Origin of the sequence: Aurantiacibacter gangjinensis (assembly GCF_001886695.1) — a bacterium.
GTDB lineage: Bacteria > Pseudomonadota > Alphaproteobacteria > Sphingomonadales > Sphingomonadaceae > Alteraurantiacibacter > Alteraurantiacibacter gangjinensis.
Window position 1 is genome coordinate 1,796,925 of record NZ_CP018097.1, and the last position, 15,290, is coordinate 1,812,214.

Genomic DNA, 15,290 nt, shown 5'->3' on the forward strand with positions numbered 1-15,290 from the left:
GGAGAGCGACCTGCAATGAGCGCCAATTCCGCCAATTATACCAACATGGCCAATGCCATCCGCGCGCTGTCGATGGATGCGGTGCAGGCGGCCAATTCCGGTCACCCGGGCGCGCCGATGGGCATGGCCGATGTGGCGACCGTGCTGTGGAACGAATATCTCAAATACGATGCCGCCGATCCGCACTGGGCGGACCGCGACCGCTTCGTGCTGAGCGCGGGCCATGGCTCGATGCTGATCTATTCGCTGCTCCACCTGTCGGGCTATGAAGCGCCGACGCTGGAGGACATCCGCAATTTCCGCCAACTGGGATCCCCTTGCGCAGGCCATCCGGAAAACTTCCTGCTCGACGGTGTCGAAGCGACCACCGGGCCGCTCGGCCAAGGCCTTGCGATGGGCGTAGGCATGGCCATGGCGGAGCGGCACTTGAATGCCGTGTTCGGCGATGATCTGGTCGACCACCGCACCTGGGTGATCGCGGGCGATGGCTGCCTGATGGAAGGCATCAATCACGAGGCCATCGGATTGGCGGGCCATCTGGGTCTCGGTCGCCTGGTCGTGCTGTGGGACGACAACAACATCACCATCGATGGCGCCGTGGGCCTGTCCTCCTCCGAAGACATCGCCGCTCGCTACCGCGCTACCGGCTGGCATGTGACCGAATGCGACGGCCACGATTTCGACGATATCCGCCGCGCGCTGGACGAAGCGGTCGCCGAAACCGGCAAGCCCACGCTCGTCGCCTGCAAGACGGTGATCGGCAAGGGCGCGCCCAACAAAGGCGGCACCAGCGGCGTGCACGGTTCTCCGCTGGGCGAGGACGAGGTGGCCGCGGCGCGCAAGGAGCTGGGCTGGACGCACGACCCGTTTGTCATCCCTGACGATATCGTCGCCGACTGGCGCGAGGCGGGCAAACGCGGCCAGCAGGCGCATTCCGACTGGTCGGGCCGCCTCGATAAGAGCGATCACAAAGGCGAGTTCACGCGCCGCATGGCGGGCGACCTGCCTGACAAATTCAGCCTGACGAATTTCACGCAAGGGCTGATGAAGAACCCGCAAAAGGTCGCCACCCGCAAGGCGAGCGAAATGGCGCTGGACCAGATCAACGGCAAGCTGCCCGAGACGATCGGCGGCAGTGCGGACCTCACCGGCTCGAACAACACCAAGGCGGGCGGCATCGGCGCGATGACGGCGCAGGACTATTCGGGCCGCTATGTCTATTACGGCATTCGTGAATTCGGCATGGCCGCCGCAATGAACGGCATGGCGCTGCATGGTGGCATCATCGCCTATGGCGGCACGTTCCTGATCTTCACCGATTATTGCCGCGGCGCGATCCGCCTATCGGCCTTGCAGCAGGTGCCGGTCGTCTATGTGATGACGCATGACAGTATCGGCCTTGGCGAGGATGGCCCGACGCACCAGCCCATCGAGCACCTGCAGAGCCTGCGCGCCATGCCCAACATCCTGGTGATGCGCCCGGCGGATGCTGTCGAAACGGCGGAATGCTGGGAAATCGCGCTGCGCCAGAAGGACCGTCCGAGCGTCCTCGCGCTCAGCCGGCAGGGTCTGCCGCAAGTCCGCAACGCGCCGGACGAGGTCGATTGCTGCGCCAAGGGGGCCTACCGCCTGAAGAAAGCGGGCAATAAGCGCCGCGTCATCCTCATCGCCACTGGATCCGAAGTGCATCTCGCGCTCGAATGCGCGGACCGGCTGGAGAAGGAAGGCGTCGGCGCCGATGTCGTCTCCATGGTCTGCACCGAGCTCTTCGACGAGCAGGATGCGGCCTATAAGGAAGACGTGCTGCCCAATGTCGATCCGTCCGAAATCCTGCGCGTCTCCATCGAGGCGGGCACGACCTTCGGCTGGGAACGCTACACCATGGCGAACGGCCTCAATTTCGGCATCGACCGGTTCGGGGCTTCCGCCCCGGCAGGCGACCTCTTTGAAAAATTCGGCCTGACTGCGGACGCGATCGTTCCGCAAATCATCAGCAAGATCAACGATTAAGCAGGAGCTCTTTCCATGACGACGAAGGTTTCGATCAACGGTTTCGGACGCATCGGCCGCCTTGTCGCGCGCGCCATTCTGGAGCGTGACGATCACGATCTCGAACTGGTGGCGATCAACGATCTTGCCGATACCGATGCCAATGCCCTGCTGTTCGGCTTCGACAGCACGCATGGCCGCTTCCCCGGAACGGTGGAAGTCGATGGCAGCAACCTCGTCGTCAATGGCAAAAGCATTGCCGTCACCAGCGAGCGCGACCCCGGCAATCTGCCGCACAAGGACATGGGCGTCGATATCGTGCTGGAATGCACCGGCTTCTTCCAGAGCCACGACGCTGCCAAGCCGCATCTCGATGCGGGCGCCAAGCGCGTGCTGATCTCTGCCCCCGCCAAGGAAGTGTCGGCCACCATCGTCTATGGCGTGAACCACGACAGCCTGACGGCGGACGATGTGATCGTCTCCAACGCCAGCTGCACCACCAACTGCCTCTCGCCCGTCGCCAAGGTGCTGCACGACCTGGTCGGGATCGAGCGCGGTTTCATGACCACGATCCACAGCTACACCAACGATCAGCGCATGCTCGACCAGATGCATTCCGACATGCGCCGCGCGCGCGGCGGGGCGCAGAATATGATCCCCACCACCACCGGCGCAGCCCGCGCGGTCGGCCTTGTGCTGCCCGAACTGGCAGGCAAGCTCGATGGCTCCAGCGTGCGCGTGCCCACGCCCAATGTCAGCCTGATCGACCTCGTCTTCACTCCGGGCCGCGACACGACGAAGGAAGAGATCAACGAAGCGCTGATGGCGGCCGCCACCGGCCCGATGAAAGGCGTGCTCGATTACACCGACAAGCCGCTCGTCAGCAGCGATTTCAACCACCACCCGGCCAGCTCCACCGTGGACAGCCTGGAAACCGCCGTGCTGGAAGGCAAGCTGGCGCGCGTGGTCAGCTGGTACGACAATGAATGGGGCTTCTCCAACCGCATGATCGACACTGCGGGCGTGATGGCGAAGCTGATTTGATTTAAATGCTCCTCCCCGGCATGGGGAGGGGGACCATCCGCAGGATGGTGGAGGGGCACCCACCACCGCCCGGAAAGCCTGCAAGGTGCCCCTCCACCCCGCTTCGCGCGGTCCCCCTCCCCCAGCGGGGGAGGATTGGGAGCTTATTATGACCGCCTTCAAGACCCTCGACGACCTGCCCGACGATCTCACCGGCCAGCGTGCGCTGGTGCGGGTGGATCTGAACCTGCCGATGAAGGATGGCCGCGCCACCGATCTTACCCGCGTCCACGCCGTCGCGCCGACCATGCTGGAACTGAGCCAGCGCGGCGCGAAAGTGTTGCTGCTCGCCCATTACGGCCGCCCGAAGGGAGAGCGGCATTCCACCATGTCGATGAGCGAGATCGTCGGCGAGCTGGAAAAGGTGGTCGACAAGGAAGTGATGTTCATTCCCGAAGTCGCGGGTCCGGTGGTCGAGCAATCGGTCGGCATTCTGCGCCCGGGCGATATCGGCCTGCTGGAAAACACCCGCTTCTGGCCGGGCGAGGAAGCGAATGATGCCGATTTCGCCGAGGCCATCGCCGCCAATGGCGATTTCTACGTCAACGATGCCTTCTCCGCCGCGCACCGCGCCCATGCCACGACCGAGGGGCTAGCGCATCACCTGCCTGCCTATGCGGGCCGCGCGATGGAAAAGGAATTAACGGCTCTCAACGCGGCGCTGGGCAATCCCACGCCACCCGTCGCTGCCGTGGTGGGCGGCGCGAAGGTCAGCACCAAGCTCGCCGTGCTGGAAAATCTCAGCCGCAAGGTGCAGCACCTCATCATCGGCGGCGGCATGGCCAACACCTTCCTTGCTGCCAATGGCGTGAATGTCGGCAAGAGCCTTGCCGAGCACGACCTCACCGACACCGCGCGCGCGATTATGGACGCCGCCGACGAGGCGGGCTGCACCATCCACCTGCCCTACGATGTGGTCGTGGCCAAAGAGTTCGCCGCCAATCCTCCAAGCGTGCGGACATGCAATGTGCACGAGGTGGCCGAGGATGAGATGATCCTCGATGTCGGTCCGCAAGCGGTCGAAGCGCTGGGCGATGTGCTGAAGACCTGCGCCACGCTGGTATGGAACGGCCCGCTGGGCGCCTTCGAAACCCCGCCATTCGACGAAGCGACCGTCGCTCTGGCGCGCATTGCCGCCGCGCTGACGCAGGATGGCTCTCTGGTATCGGTCGCAGGCGGCGGCGACACGGTGGCGGCTCTGGCCCATGCAGGCGTCACCGACGATGTTACCTACATCTCCACCGCAGGCGGCGCTTTCCTCGAATGGATGGAAGGCCAGGAACTGCCCGGCGTCGCGGCGCTTACCGCCTGACGCCATGGCAGTCGCCCACCAGCTTTTTGCAACGCCCTTCATCGTCGACGAGCTGCGCAGCGCGGAAGGCATGGCGGCGCTGCGCGAAGCGGTGGAGGCGGAGCGGGCGCACGATAGCGAGGGGGTGTCGATCAGCAATATCGGCGGCTGGCATTCCAATACCGACATGCTCGAATGGGGCGGCGAAGCGGCGCGGGCGCTTGCCTTCAAGGCGATGGAAATGGCCGATGCCCATACGATGGATCGCAAGAGCCCGGACGACAGCCGTTTTAGTTGGGTGCCGGAAATGTGGGCAAATGTGTCCGCGGCCGGCAATGCCAATCAGTATCACACCCATCCGGGCAGCTTCTGGTCCGCCGTCGCCTATCTCGACGACGGCTATAATGGCGACGACGATGCGAAGCTGGGCGGAGAGCTGCAATTGCTCGATCCGCGCATGCCGGCGATCCGCATGGCCGCGCCGGACCTGTTGCTGCGCGACGGGCAGGGCAGGGCGGTCGGCAGCGAAATTTCGATACGCCCGCGCACCGGCATGATCGTGCTCTTTCCCAGCTGGCTGCAGCACGCTGTGCGCCCGTTCCACGGGAGCGGCACGCGCATTTCGATCGCGATCAATCTCACAGCGGCGCTGAAGAGCCCTTCCGCCTAGCGATATTCCGGGTTCGGCCAGCCGGGCTTCACACCGCGATCCCACTCGGTGCGCACATTGCCGACCGCCGGATAACCGCCACTTTGCTTCAGCATCCGCGCGGCGTGCAGCAGGTTGAACGCCATGAAGGTCGTGTTGCGCTGGGTGAACTCGTTGTCGAAACCTGCGCGACTGCCATCGTCGAGTTCGTCGCCATAGGATGGGCCGGGGCCGACCGTGCCGATCCAGCCGCAATCGGCCTGTGGCGGCACGGTGAAGCCGACATGCTGCATGGCGTACAGCACGCCCATGGCCACATGCTTGCAGCCGTCTTCATTACCGGTGACCACGCAGCCGCCGACTTTGTCGTAGAAGGCGTATTGGCCCTTTTCGTTCGTTTCGCCGGAATGGGCATAGAGCTTCTCGATAAAGCTTTGTGCGATGCTGCTTTTCTCGCCGAGCCAGATCGGCGTGCCGAGGATGACGATATCGGCATCGAAGACATCGGGGCTGAGCTGCGGCCAGTCGTCGCGGTCCCAGCCGTGCTCGGTCATATCGGGATAGACGCCGGGGGCGAGGTGGTAGGCAGACAGGCGATGCCGTTTGGTGCGGACGTCCTGCATGGCGAAGATGTCGGCCACCACGTCCAGCAGAGTGTCGGTGTGCGATGGCTCGTCCGGATGCTTGAGCGTGGCGTTGAAGATCACCGCCTTGAGGTCCGAGAAGTCGAGCTGGCAATTCTCGACGATTTTCATCTGTGCGGGCGTGAGGGTCAAAGCGGGGTCTCCCATGATTGTCTACGGGTATTACGCGCGAGCACGGCGATGGGTCACATTTCGCTTTCCTACACGCCGCGATCCGTGCTTGCGGCGCTGCTCGTCCAGACCTGCCCACACGATTGTATTTCATCAACTTGGCAATCAGCGATTCGCCGAATAGGAGGCTGTCGAAACAGGAAAATGAGGAGCTTTCCGATGAATTTCGACCAGATGTCCACCAAGATCGCCGAAGGCAACGGCTTCATCGCCGCGCTGGACCAGTCCGGTGGATCGACGCCCAAGGCGCTGCGCGGCTACGGCGTCGAGGAAATCGAATATAACGGCGAAGAGGAGATGTTCGCCAAGATCCACGAAATGCGCAGCCGCATCATTTCTTCGCCCAGCTTTTCGGGCGACAAGGTCGTCGGCGCGATCCTGTTCGAGCGGACGATGGACGGCGAAGTGGGCGGCAAGCCGACCCCGCAGGCGCTGATCGCGAAGGGCGTGGTGCCGTTCATCAAGATCGACAAGGGGCTGGAGGACGAGGCGAACGGCGTCCAGATGATGAAGCCGATGCCGACGCTAAACGAGCTGCTGACCCGCGCCAAGGGCCTCGGCGTGTTCGGCACCAAGGAGCGATCGGTCATCCACTCCGCCGACGCGCAGGGCATTGCCGATATCGTGGCGCAACAATTCGAGGTGGGCCGCCAGGTCATCTCGCATGGCATGATGCCGATGCTGGAGCCCGAATACTCGATCACGGCCGATGATCGCGCCGAGGGCGAGAAACTGCTCAAGTCCGAAATCCTGACCCAGCTCGACCGCCTGCCCGAAGGCGAGCAGATCATGCTGAAGCTCTCGATCCCGGTCGAAGCGAATGCCTACAAGGAACTGGTCGATCACCCGAAGGTGCTGAAGGTTGTGGCGCTGTCAGGCGGTTTCTCGCGTGATGAGGCATGCGAACACCTCAGCCGCAATGAAGGCATGATCGCCAGCTTCAGCCGCGCCTTGCTGGAAGAGCTGCGCGCGCAGATGGACGATAGCGAATTCGACGCCGCCCTTGCCAGCGCTATCGACGACATTCACTGCGCCAGCATAACGTGATTTCAGTTACTGGATATCCGCGCCTGCCGGATCTGCGATGTGCGGTACCCAGTTGAAATTGAAGCGGTAGTCCTGCGCCGGGATCGGCATGTTGTGAATCGAGGCGTCGGGCCAGGCGCTGCGCAGCTGCACCATGCCGGAAAGCGCGGGTGCCGGTTCCTGCCAGCCGACGGTCACCTCTTGGCTCAGTCCGTCCCGTTCGACCAGCGCGCGCACTCGGAAAATGCCGGCAGTCACGCATTCGGCCTCTAGCGGACAGCGGCTGTCGTCGAGCACCTCCAGCGGCGTGACAGTGGCTTCGCCGGTGTCGAACGGTTCGCCGAGCGAAGCGCATGGCATTTCGTAGCAGTTGGATGAGGGCACATCCGGCGCAGCGCATGCGGAACAGGCGATGATCGCGGCGAAGGTGGCAAGAGGGCGAATAGGCATTTGTCGAATACTAACCGATTGCTATTGGCGGGAACATGAACGCATCCGATTGCCAGCTTTACCTTATCTCGCCGCAAGATGTCGGCGGAAATTTTCCCGACCGGCTGGAGCGCGCGCTGTTTGCAGGACGGGGCTTGGCCACGGCCTTCCAGTTTCGCGTGAAAGACGTCGACCAGCACGAGGCTGCGCGATTGGCCGTTCCGTTGCAGGAAATATGCGGCGCGCATGAGGTAGGATTTATCGTCAATGACAGCGTGCCCCTGGCCAAACGCCTGAAAGCGGATGGTGTGCATTTGGGCCAGTCTGATGGCGACATCCGCGAGGCGCGCGAGGTGCTGGGTCGCGAGGTGCAGATAGGCGTCACCTGCCATGCCAGCCGCCACCTGGCGATGGAAGCAGGCGAGGCCGGGGCTGACTATATTGCGTTCGGTGCTTTCTTCCCGAGCCAGACCAAGATGAGCGAACATCGACCGGAGCCCGATGTGCTCGAATGGTGGAGCCAGCTCTTCGAAATCCCTTGCGTAGCCATCGGTGGCATCACGCCGGACAATTGCCGACCGCTGGTGGAGGCAGGCGCGGATTTCCTCGCCGTGTCCAACGCTGTGTGGGGCGGGGACGAAGTCGCGGCTATCGAGGCTTTCAAAGAGAAGTTGCGCTAGATCGGCAGTCGAAGCGTCAGAAAAGCCGGCGATGTCCGGAAAGTAATCGGCGCTGGTGGGTTGGGGAGAGGAAGACGCGCATCGCGTCGCCAGAAAGGGCCTCCGCCATGAAACGCATCATCCTTCCGCTCCTGTTCGTTCTCCCACTCGCCGCATGCGGCGCCGACGAGGGCACGGAGGCCGACACTTCCGCCACCGCCGAGCAATCTGCCGACGCGGATCAAGGATACGAAACCGCCGGTTCGGACAATTACGCCGACAGCATGGCATCGGATGACAGGCCTTACCTATCGAACGGTCGCAACAGTGCGGAGATGAATAGCGATGCCGAGGGCATGTCCGAGGACGATAGCTCCGGCAATACGGAAACTATCGCGGACAGTGAAGAACGCCCCACCATGCAATTGCAGGTCGTTCTCGATCGTGAAGGCTTCGGCCCTGGCGTGATCGACGGCGCGATGGGTATGAGCACGCGCAACGCCCTGGAAGGCTTTCAGGAAGCGAACGGCCTTGAAATGACAGGTGAACTGAATGAGGAAACGGAGGAGGCGCTTTCCGAGTGGGAGCGTGTTCCCGCAACGCGCGTGGTGACGATCCCCGCAAGCTGGGGTGATGCCGAGTATGTAGACATTCCCGAAGACACCGCCGCCAAGGCAGAGATGGTGCGCTTGGGCTACAAGTCACTGGATGAGCGCCTCGCCGAGCGCTTTCATACGACTGTCGAAGTGCTGCGTGAGCTCAACCCCAATGGTCGTCCTGCCGGAGCGGTCAGCCCAACCGGCGGCGAGACACCTGAAAGCAGCGCGTCGGCAAGCGCCACGCCGACACCAACCCCAACCGGCACGGCGACGGCCAGCAATAGCCAAGGCTTTTTCACAGCCGGGCAACAAATCCGAGTTCCCAATATCGGCGCCGACCGTATCGCGCCCGGCTCGGTCGAAGATCGCAGCTGGCAGCAGACCATGGCCAGCCTCGGCGTGGGCTCGGAGCAACCGCAAGTCGATCGCATCGTGGTGAGCAAGTCCGGCAGTACATTGAAAGCCTATCAGGGCGATGAACTGGTTGCGCTCTTTACTGTCAGCTCCGGCTCCAGCGAATTCCCGCTTCCGCTGGGCGAATGGGATATTGTCGGCGAAGCGTACAATCCGCCCTATTCGTATGATCCGGAAGTCCTCGGCCTCGAGAATTCGGATGAACAGGAATACACCCTTCCGCCCGGTCCCAACGGCCCCGTAGGCGTGGTGTGGATCGACCTGTCGAAAGAGCATTACGGCATTCATGGCACGCCCGATCCCGAAACCATTGGCCGTGCGCAGAGCAGTGGCTGTGTGCGCCTGACGAATTGGGATGCGGCGCGGCTTTCTGCTATGGTTGATACAGAGACACAGGTAATTTTTGAGAGCTGATGGCATCCTCCTTCGTCGAAAAGCTGCAGGTCGCGGTGGTCACCGCAACGGTCGTTTCGGCGGGATGGATCGTGGCCGGCGGCATCCTGCTCGACCGGGATGAAGCGGACCAAATCGACCGCCAGCTGGAAGAGCGCAGCGTCCCCACCAAGGATGCGACACCGGAAGCGGAGGGAGCGGAGGCCAGTCGAATTACGCAGCGCGAGAGCGCCACGGTGCTGTCAGACCAGCAAAGCGCGACACTGATGATTCCGGTGCTCGATGTCGCCGCCACCGATTTGACCGACAGTTTCTCCGATGAAAGAGGCGGCGGCACGCGGCTTCACGAAGGTATCGACATCATGGCGCCTTCCGGCACGTCAGTAGTGGCTGCGGCGCCGGGGACGGTGGAGCGGATCTTCCAATCGGATGCTGGCGGAAACACGGTCTATGTCCGCTCGGAGGATCGCGAGACGATCTACTACTATGCGCATCTCGAAAATTACGCCCCGGGCCTGAATGAAGGGCAGCGCGTGCGCCGTGGGCAAAGACTGGGCACGGTGGGTTCCAGCGGAAATGCCGACCCGACTGCGCCGCATCTGCATTTCGAAGTGATGCGCACGACGCCCAGCGCCGAATGGTGGGAGCCTTCCACATCGGTCAATCCCTATCCGCTGCTCGTGCGTGCAAGCCGCTCTCGCTGATCTGAGCCTCTGTTACCTTCCCTGTCGAAGGCAGCGCAGCCGGCCCGGCTCGCCGTTCTCCAGCTTGCGCAGGAAGCCGCGCCCGGTGATCCGGTAGCTATCGCCATTTCGCGGTCCGCTGGTCATGATGACACGGTCGCCGCGGCGCAAATACGTGCCCGATCCCTGAGGGGACGAATAGCGTGACGCGCTTTCGATGCGGAAGCTTTCCTGCGGCTGTGCAATCCCTGCAGGCCCGCCTGCATCGCCCGGCAGCTCGCAAACATATTGGCCTCTGGCTATCGTGCCGATATCGTCATCGGCGATGGCGGGGGCGCTTATGCCGAGTGCGGCGAAGGCGAGAATGGCGGAGGCTGCTTTCATGGCGCGCGCCTTAGCAGAAAAGCCTGAGTGCGTCATGAACACGGCTTCGCTTGCCCGATGGCGCGCCCTCGGGTAGGGCGCGGCCCAATTCTTTCTCATTCTCAAGGTCAGATCCCATGAAGATCAGCGGCGTGGACATTCGTCCCGGCAACATCATCGAATATGAAGGCGGCATCTGGAAAGTCGCCAGGATCCAGCATACCCAGCCCGGCAAGGGCGGGGCTTACATGCAGGTCGAGATGAAGAACCTCATGGATGGCCGCAAGACCAATGTGCGCTTCCGCAGCGCCGATACGGTCGAGAAGGTGCGCCTCGACACGCAGGAATATCAATTCCTTTACGAAGACGGCGACATGCTGGTCTTCATGGACACGAATACATACGAGCAGATCAACCTGCCGGCAGACCTTCTGGGCGATGCGCGCCCGTTCTTGCAGGACGGCATGCAGGTGCAGCTGGAAATGTGGGAAGAGCGCCCCATCAGCGTCCAGCTGCCGCAGCAGATCGAGGCCGAAATCGTGGAAGCCGATGCCGTTGTTAAGGGGCAGACGGCGTCGTCCAGTTACAAGCCTGCCGTGCTCGATAATGGCGTGCGCATCATGGTGCCGCCGCACATCGAAAGCGGTACGCGCATCGTGGTCGATGTTTACGAGCAGAGCTATGTCGGCAAGGCGAACTGACCTGCCGGTTTGACGGAGCAAACGAGATGAGCGGTTCCACCCATCCCAAACTCGCCAATGTCGACATGCCGAAGAGCTACATCCTCGGCGTGATCTACGACGATGTGTCGCTGACACTTGAGATGGATTTCCATGTGACGGAAGGCCATCCCCGGTATGTCGCCACCGATGACCCGGAAGGCTGTTATGTCAAAGGCATCATCACCTTCAAGGACATGGACGATCTGCGGCTGAAGAAGGCCAAGGTGGCCGAGGGTGAAGAGCGCAATCTCAGCATCATCGAGACCGCCGAGATCGACGGGGATTATTGCTACATCCTCAGCGGCTGGGGGGAAATCGAGCTCACCGCGAAGACCATCCAGGTCCTTTTCGACTAATTTAGGTAAGACTTACACATGGCAGCCATTTCCGGCCTCATTCGCGTGATGGAAAAGGCCGCCCGCAAGGCGGGTGGCCGTTTGCGGCGCGATTTCGGCGAAATCGAACATCTGCAGGTGAGCCGCAAGGGCCCCTCGGACTTCGTGTCGAAAGCCGACCGCGCGGCAGAGCGCACGATTTACGACGAATTGCACCAGGCGCGCCCCGATTACGGCTTTCTGCTGGAGGAATCTGGCGAGATCGACATGGATCCGGACCAGCCGCGTTTCATCGTCGACCCGCTGGATGGCACCAGCAATTTCCTCCACGGCATCCCGCATTTCGCGATTTCCATCGCCTTGCAGGAGCCGAAGCTGGGCGGCGGTGGCTGGGGCGATGTGACCGCAGCCGTCATCTACCAGCCCATCACGGACGAGACGTTCTGGGCCGAAAAATCGCGCGGCGCGTGGCTGCATGACGGGCGCCTGCGTGTATCCGGTCGGCGCAAGCTGGACGAGGCGCTGATCGCCACCGGCATGCCGTTCCAGGGCCATGGCAATTTCGTCGAATGGGCACGGATATACGGCGCATTAGGCCCGCAAATCGCCGGAGTGCGCCGCTTTGGGGCAGCTTCGCTCGACCTTGCGTGGGTTGCCGCCGGTCGTTTCGACGGCTTCTGGGAAAGCGATCTCAACCTCTGGGATACAGCTGCCGGATGCCTGCTGGTGCGCGAGGCTGGCGGCTTCGTGACCGATTATCGCGGCCGTTCGCAGCCGATCTGTGCAGAGCAGGTGCTCGCCGGAAACGATCCGCTGCATTCACGCTTGCACAAGGTCGTGGCGGAATCGCTTCGCTAATGCTTGCAGGCACGATGCCGCGCCGCTAATCGCGCTTGCACCGTGCCGGATGCCTCCGTGGCGGAATTGGTAGACGCGCTCGATTCAAAATCGAGTTTCTTACGAAGTGCCGGTTCGAGTCCGGCCGGAGGTACCAGCATCCTTTCCGACATGTCCGGTCGCGCAATTGCCTTGCGCAGCGCAGCGCATGGTGCTGTTAGTCGCCCGCAATGATTGAAGCGCCCTCATTCCACGCGACCGCCGCGATGATTCTGACGGTGATCGTGTTCGTCGCCTTTGCTCGCGGTCGCATTTCGGTCGAGATCGTGTCGCTTCTCACCATCGCGATGATCGCGGTCTTCCTGTATTTCTACCCGCTGCCACACAGCATGGCGACGGACGGGCTGGCACTGGCATTCGCCGGCTTCGGCCATCCGGCGCTCATCACAATCTGCTCGCTGATGATCATGGGGCGTGGGCTTGTGGTGACGGGCGCGCTGGACCCGACGGCGCGCATTTTGGAGCGAGTCTGGAAGTTCAATCTCCAGATTGGGTTGCTAGTCTCCCTCTTGCTCGCGCTGGGCCTGTCGATGATCGTGAACGACACGCCGGTGCTGGTGCTGCTCCTGCCGATTTTCGTGGCGTTGGCGCAGCGCGGGGCAATGCCAGCCTCGAAAACGCTCATTCCTCTCAATGCCGCTGTCTTGATCGGCGGCATGGCGACGACGATCGGCACGTCGACCAACCTGCTGGTTGTTGGCATCGCCGTCGATCTCGGCATGCCGCAAATGTCGGTCTTTCACTACACGCCAATCGTGCTGGCTGCCGCGCTGGTGGCGCTGCCGTATCTCTGGCTGGTCATGCCGCGACTGCTGCCCGACAATTCGACCGGGGAAGTGATCTCCCAGCGCCGCTTTTTCACGCGCCTGCGCGTCACTGGCCGCAGCGAGTTGGCCGGTAAGCATTTCGATGAGATCACCGACAGCCTGCCTGATGACTTCCGCTTCGAAGAAAGACCAAACGGCACATTCGAGCCGGGCCAGCGCCTCTTGATTTCAGGCACGCATGACGGGCTGGAAGATGCCATGCGCGTGCTGCGCGGACAGGTAGCTCCGGCCTGGGTGACCGATCGCATTTCGCGCGAGGCGAAGGCGCTTGGCGAAGACATCCAGGTGGTCGAGATGGTTGTCACGGCCGACAGCCGGATCGTAGGGCGTACGCTCGCCAGTTCCGGTATTGCCGATCATTACGGCGTGGCCGTTCTGGGTGTTCATCGTCCGGATCGCTTCATTGGCAATCGACCTTCGCCAGCGTCCGAGGAAATCCGCTTCGCCGAAGGGGACGTACTGCTGGTAACCGGCCTGTCCGACGGATTGCAGAACTTTGCAAATGGCGACAGCCTGCTCCAGTTGGAAGGCGCCAAGCTCATGCCGCGCCGCTCCAAGGCCGTGCTCGCCGCCTGCATCATGTTCGCCGCCGTGGCGCTCGCCTCCATCGGCCTGCCGTTTTTCGGCGAGCAGGGCTTTTACATGCTCAAGGTGCCGATCGCGATTTCTGCGCTGACCGGCGCGATCCTCATGTTCCTGACCGGCTGCGTGAAGTTCGACCGCGTCGGCAGGGCGCTTTCCGCCAAGGTCATCGTGCTGGTCGCCGCCAGTATCGCCATCGGCCGCATTGTGCTCGATAGCGGTGCAGCCGCCTGGCTCGGGCAGGTACTCGCCATGGGCCTGGCAGACCTGTCACCGGCGTTCGTGCTGGCAGCCATCATGCTGTTCGTGACGATCCTCACGAACTTCGCCTCCAATGCGACGGCTGCGACGGTGGGCACCCCCATCGCTTTCAACATCGCGACCCAGCTCGGCCTACCGCAAGAGCCGCTGATCCTTGCCGTGCTGTTCGGCTGCAACCTCTGCTATGCGACTCCCATCGCCTACCAGACGAACATGCTCATCATGGCAGAGGGCAATTACAGCTTCGCCGATTACCTGCGAACGGGCGTGCCGCTTGTGCTCATCATGGTCACGACGCTCAGTATCCTGCTCGTCACGACCTACGGCATGTAATCCAGCCTAGCTGTCCGCCCCGCCATGGCCCATGCGCTGCGCGGAGGCATGCTCGGCAGCGCTCATCTGCGCGCTGCGATCCACGTCCTCGATGGCACCGGCCTCTGCGTACAAACGGCGCAAGCGCTCATACTCTTCATCGCTAAGGGCCGCGATCTCTTCCGGCGACATGTTCGGAAGCGCTTGCCTGTTCGCGCGGCTCGGTCGGCGAAGCGCAGCCGAGGAAAAGCTCGACCCATTCGTTTCCATCGGCGCCCCGTAATCGCCCCCTTCATCGGAGCCGAAGCTGCCGACGACGCCGTTTTCGCGTCGCGCCAAGGTAAGGCCGGAGGTTTGGATTACGGCCGCGCGCTGGGTTTGCGGGGCGTCGGGCCGCTCCGCCGTTACTTGATTTGCCGCGGCCCCATTTCTCTTGTCGTCGGTGAAGAGCGCAATGGCCAGCGTCAACGTGATCGTTGCGGCAGCAAAGTGCTTGTACATCTTCAGCGGCACAGGAGGCTTCGAAATCTTCGCCATTGCGCGGCCTGTTACAGGCGAGGTGTTAAAGCGCGGGGCGAGGACATGGTTGATTTTCGGCTAACCAGAAATCGAACAGGCTAGGGGAACTGGAGTTGCAGCAGGCTGTTTTGGCTCGATCAGGAATGGAGTTTTCCGATGACAGAAGAACGCACCACCACAACCGAGACGCCGTCCGGCAATACGCATACGACAACCGTCGTCCACACTGATGAGAAATCATCCGGTAGCAAGTGGGTTCTGCTGATCGGCTTGCTGGTTGTCGCGATCGTGGCTTTCGTTGTATTCTCGCAGATGAGTGATGCGGAGATCGCCAAGGACAATGCCATCGAAGGCGCTGCCGACAGTGTCGGAAATGCAGCCGACGAAATCGGTGAGGCTGCGGATAATCTGTCTGAATAATCTTACACTCCGCGTACGGAGG

Annotated in this window: 17 protein-coding genes and 1 tRNA gene; 14 read left to right on the forward strand and 4 right to left on the reverse strand. The window is 62.3% G+C overall.

What is annotated here, in order from left to right; all coding sequences use genetic code 11:
• Window positions 1-15 precede the first annotated feature (15 nt).
• The 4 genes from tkt (at window position 16) to BMF35_RS08820 (ending at window position 5,033) form a co-directional block, all read left to right on the forward strand.
• A complete protein-coding gene (tkt, locus tag BMF35_RS08805; RefSeq protein ID WP_047005620.1) occupies window positions 16-2,010 on the forward strand; it encodes a transketolase in 1,995 nt (664 codons plus the stop codon).
• A 15-nt stretch (window positions 2,011-2,025) separates the two neighbouring features.
• Entirely contained in the window at window positions 2,026-3,033 is a 1,008-nt protein-coding gene (gene gap / locus BMF35_RS08810) for a type I glyceraldehyde-3-phosphate dehydrogenase (RefSeq protein WP_047005621.1), read from the forward strand.
• Between the two features lie 148 nt (window positions 3,034-3,181).
• Window positions 3,182-4,384, forward strand: a complete 1,203-nt coding sequence (locus BMF35_RS08815; protein WP_047005622.1) for a phosphoglycerate kinase — start codon at window positions 3,182-3,184, stop codon at window positions 4,382-4,384.
• A 4-nt stretch (window positions 4,385-4,388) separates the two neighbouring features.
• On the forward strand, window positions 4,389-5,033 hold the full coding sequence (locus tag BMF35_RS08820) for a 2OG-Fe(II) oxygenase family protein (protein ID WP_047005623.1): 645 nt from the start codon (window positions 4,389-4,391) through the stop codon (window positions 5,031-5,033).
• Here the strand turns inward: BMF35_RS08820 and BMF35_RS08825 are convergent.
• Window positions 5,030-5,788, reverse strand: a complete 759-nt coding sequence (locus tag BMF35_RS08825) for a flavodoxin family protein (RefSeq protein WP_236781505.1) — start codon at window positions 5,786-5,788, stop codon at window positions 5,030-5,032. The genes BMF35_RS08820 and BMF35_RS08825 overlap by 4 nt on opposite strands.
• Window positions 5,789-5,986: 198 nt before the next feature.
• Between BMF35_RS08825 and BMF35_RS08830 the strand changes: the two genes are divergently transcribed.
• Window positions 5,987-6,874, forward strand: coding sequence for a fructose bisphosphate aldolase (locus tag BMF35_RS08830; RefSeq protein ID WP_047005625.1), 888 nt, complete (start codon window positions 5,987-5,989; stop codon window positions 6,872-6,874).
• Between the two features lie 6 nt (window positions 6,875-6,880).
• Here the strand turns inward: BMF35_RS08830 and BMF35_RS08835 are convergent, their stop codons facing one another.
• Window positions 6,881-7,303 carry a hypothetical protein gene (locus BMF35_RS08835; RefSeq protein ID WP_052765883.1) on the reverse strand — a complete coding sequence of 141 codons (423 nt, stop codon included), beginning with the start codon at window positions 7,301-7,303 and terminating at the stop codon, window positions 6,881-6,883.
• Between the two features lie 35 nt (window positions 7,304-7,338).
• Here BMF35_RS08835 and thiE point away from each other — a divergent pair, with 35 nt between their 5' ends.
• From thiE to BMF35_RS08850, 3 genes are all read left to right on the forward strand, one after another.
• A complete protein-coding gene (gene thiE, locus BMF35_RS08840) occupies window positions 7,339-7,962 on the forward strand; it encodes a thiamine phosphate synthase (protein WP_047005626.1) in 624 nt (207 codons plus the stop codon).
• Between the two features lie 107 nt (window positions 7,963-8,069).
• Window positions 8,070-9,368 (forward strand): L,D-transpeptidase family protein, encoded by a 1,299-nt coding sequence (locus tag BMF35_RS08845; RefSeq protein WP_047005627.1) that lies wholly within the window; start codon window positions 8,070-8,072, stop codon window positions 9,366-9,368.
• Window positions 9,368-10,051: a M23 family metallopeptidase gene (locus BMF35_RS08850; RefSeq protein WP_047005628.1), complete on the forward strand. Its 684-nt coding sequence runs from the start codon at window positions 9,368-9,370 to the stop codon at window positions 10,049-10,051. The genes BMF35_RS08845 and BMF35_RS08850 overlap by 1 nt, the downstream gene beginning before the upstream one ends.
• A gap of 12 nt (window positions 10,052-10,063) precedes the next feature.
• On the opposite strand, the gene BMF35_RS08855 is transcribed toward BMF35_RS08850, so the two are convergent.
• Entirely contained in the window at window positions 10,064-10,414 is a 351-nt protein-coding gene (locus BMF35_RS08855) for a hypothetical protein (RefSeq protein ID WP_052765884.1), read from the reverse strand.
• Window positions 10,415-10,530: 116 nt separating this feature from the next.
• On the opposite strand from BMF35_RS08855, the gene efp reads away from it, so the two are divergent.
• The 5 genes from efp to BMF35_RS08880 all read left to right on the forward strand — a co-directional run bounded on the left by efp (window position 10,531) and on the right by BMF35_RS08880 (window position 14,350).
• Window positions 10,531-11,094: an elongation factor P gene (gene efp / locus BMF35_RS08860; RefSeq protein ID WP_047005629.1), complete on the forward strand. Its 564-nt coding sequence runs from the start codon at window positions 10,531-10,533 to the stop codon at window positions 11,092-11,094.
• Between the two features lie 26 nt (window positions 11,095-11,120).
• A complete protein-coding gene (locus BMF35_RS08865) occupies window positions 11,121-11,471 on the forward strand; it encodes a hypothetical protein (protein WP_047005630.1) in 351 nt (116 codons plus the stop codon).
• 18 nt (window positions 11,472-11,489) lie between these two features.
• Window positions 11,490-12,308, forward strand: coding sequence for an inositol monophosphatase family protein (locus BMF35_RS08870; RefSeq protein ID WP_047005631.1), 819 nt, complete (start codon window positions 11,490-11,492; stop codon window positions 12,306-12,308).
• A 51-nt stretch (window positions 12,309-12,359) separates the two neighbouring features.
• A tRNA-Leu gene (locus BMF35_RS08875) sits at window positions 12,360-12,444 on the forward strand.
• A 73-nt stretch (window positions 12,445-12,517) separates the two neighbouring features.
• A complete protein-coding gene (locus BMF35_RS08880) occupies window positions 12,518-14,350 on the forward strand; it encodes an SLC13 family permease (RefSeq protein WP_047005632.1) in 1,833 nt (610 codons plus the stop codon).
• Between the two features lie 6 nt (window positions 14,351-14,356).
• Here BMF35_RS08880 and BMF35_RS08885 read toward each other — a convergent pair whose 3' ends face one another.
• Window positions 14,357-14,866, reverse strand: coding sequence for a hypothetical protein (locus BMF35_RS08885; protein ID WP_047005633.1), 510 nt, complete (start codon window positions 14,864-14,866; stop codon window positions 14,357-14,359).
• Window positions 14,867-15,004: 138 nt separating this feature from the next.
• Here BMF35_RS08885 and BMF35_RS08890 point away from each other — a divergent pair, with 138 nt between their 5' ends.
• Window positions 15,005-15,268 (forward strand): hypothetical protein, encoded by a 264-nt coding sequence (locus BMF35_RS08890; protein WP_047005634.1) that lies wholly within the window; start codon window positions 15,005-15,007, stop codon window positions 15,266-15,268.
• Window positions 15,269-15,290: the final 22 nt, after the last annotated feature.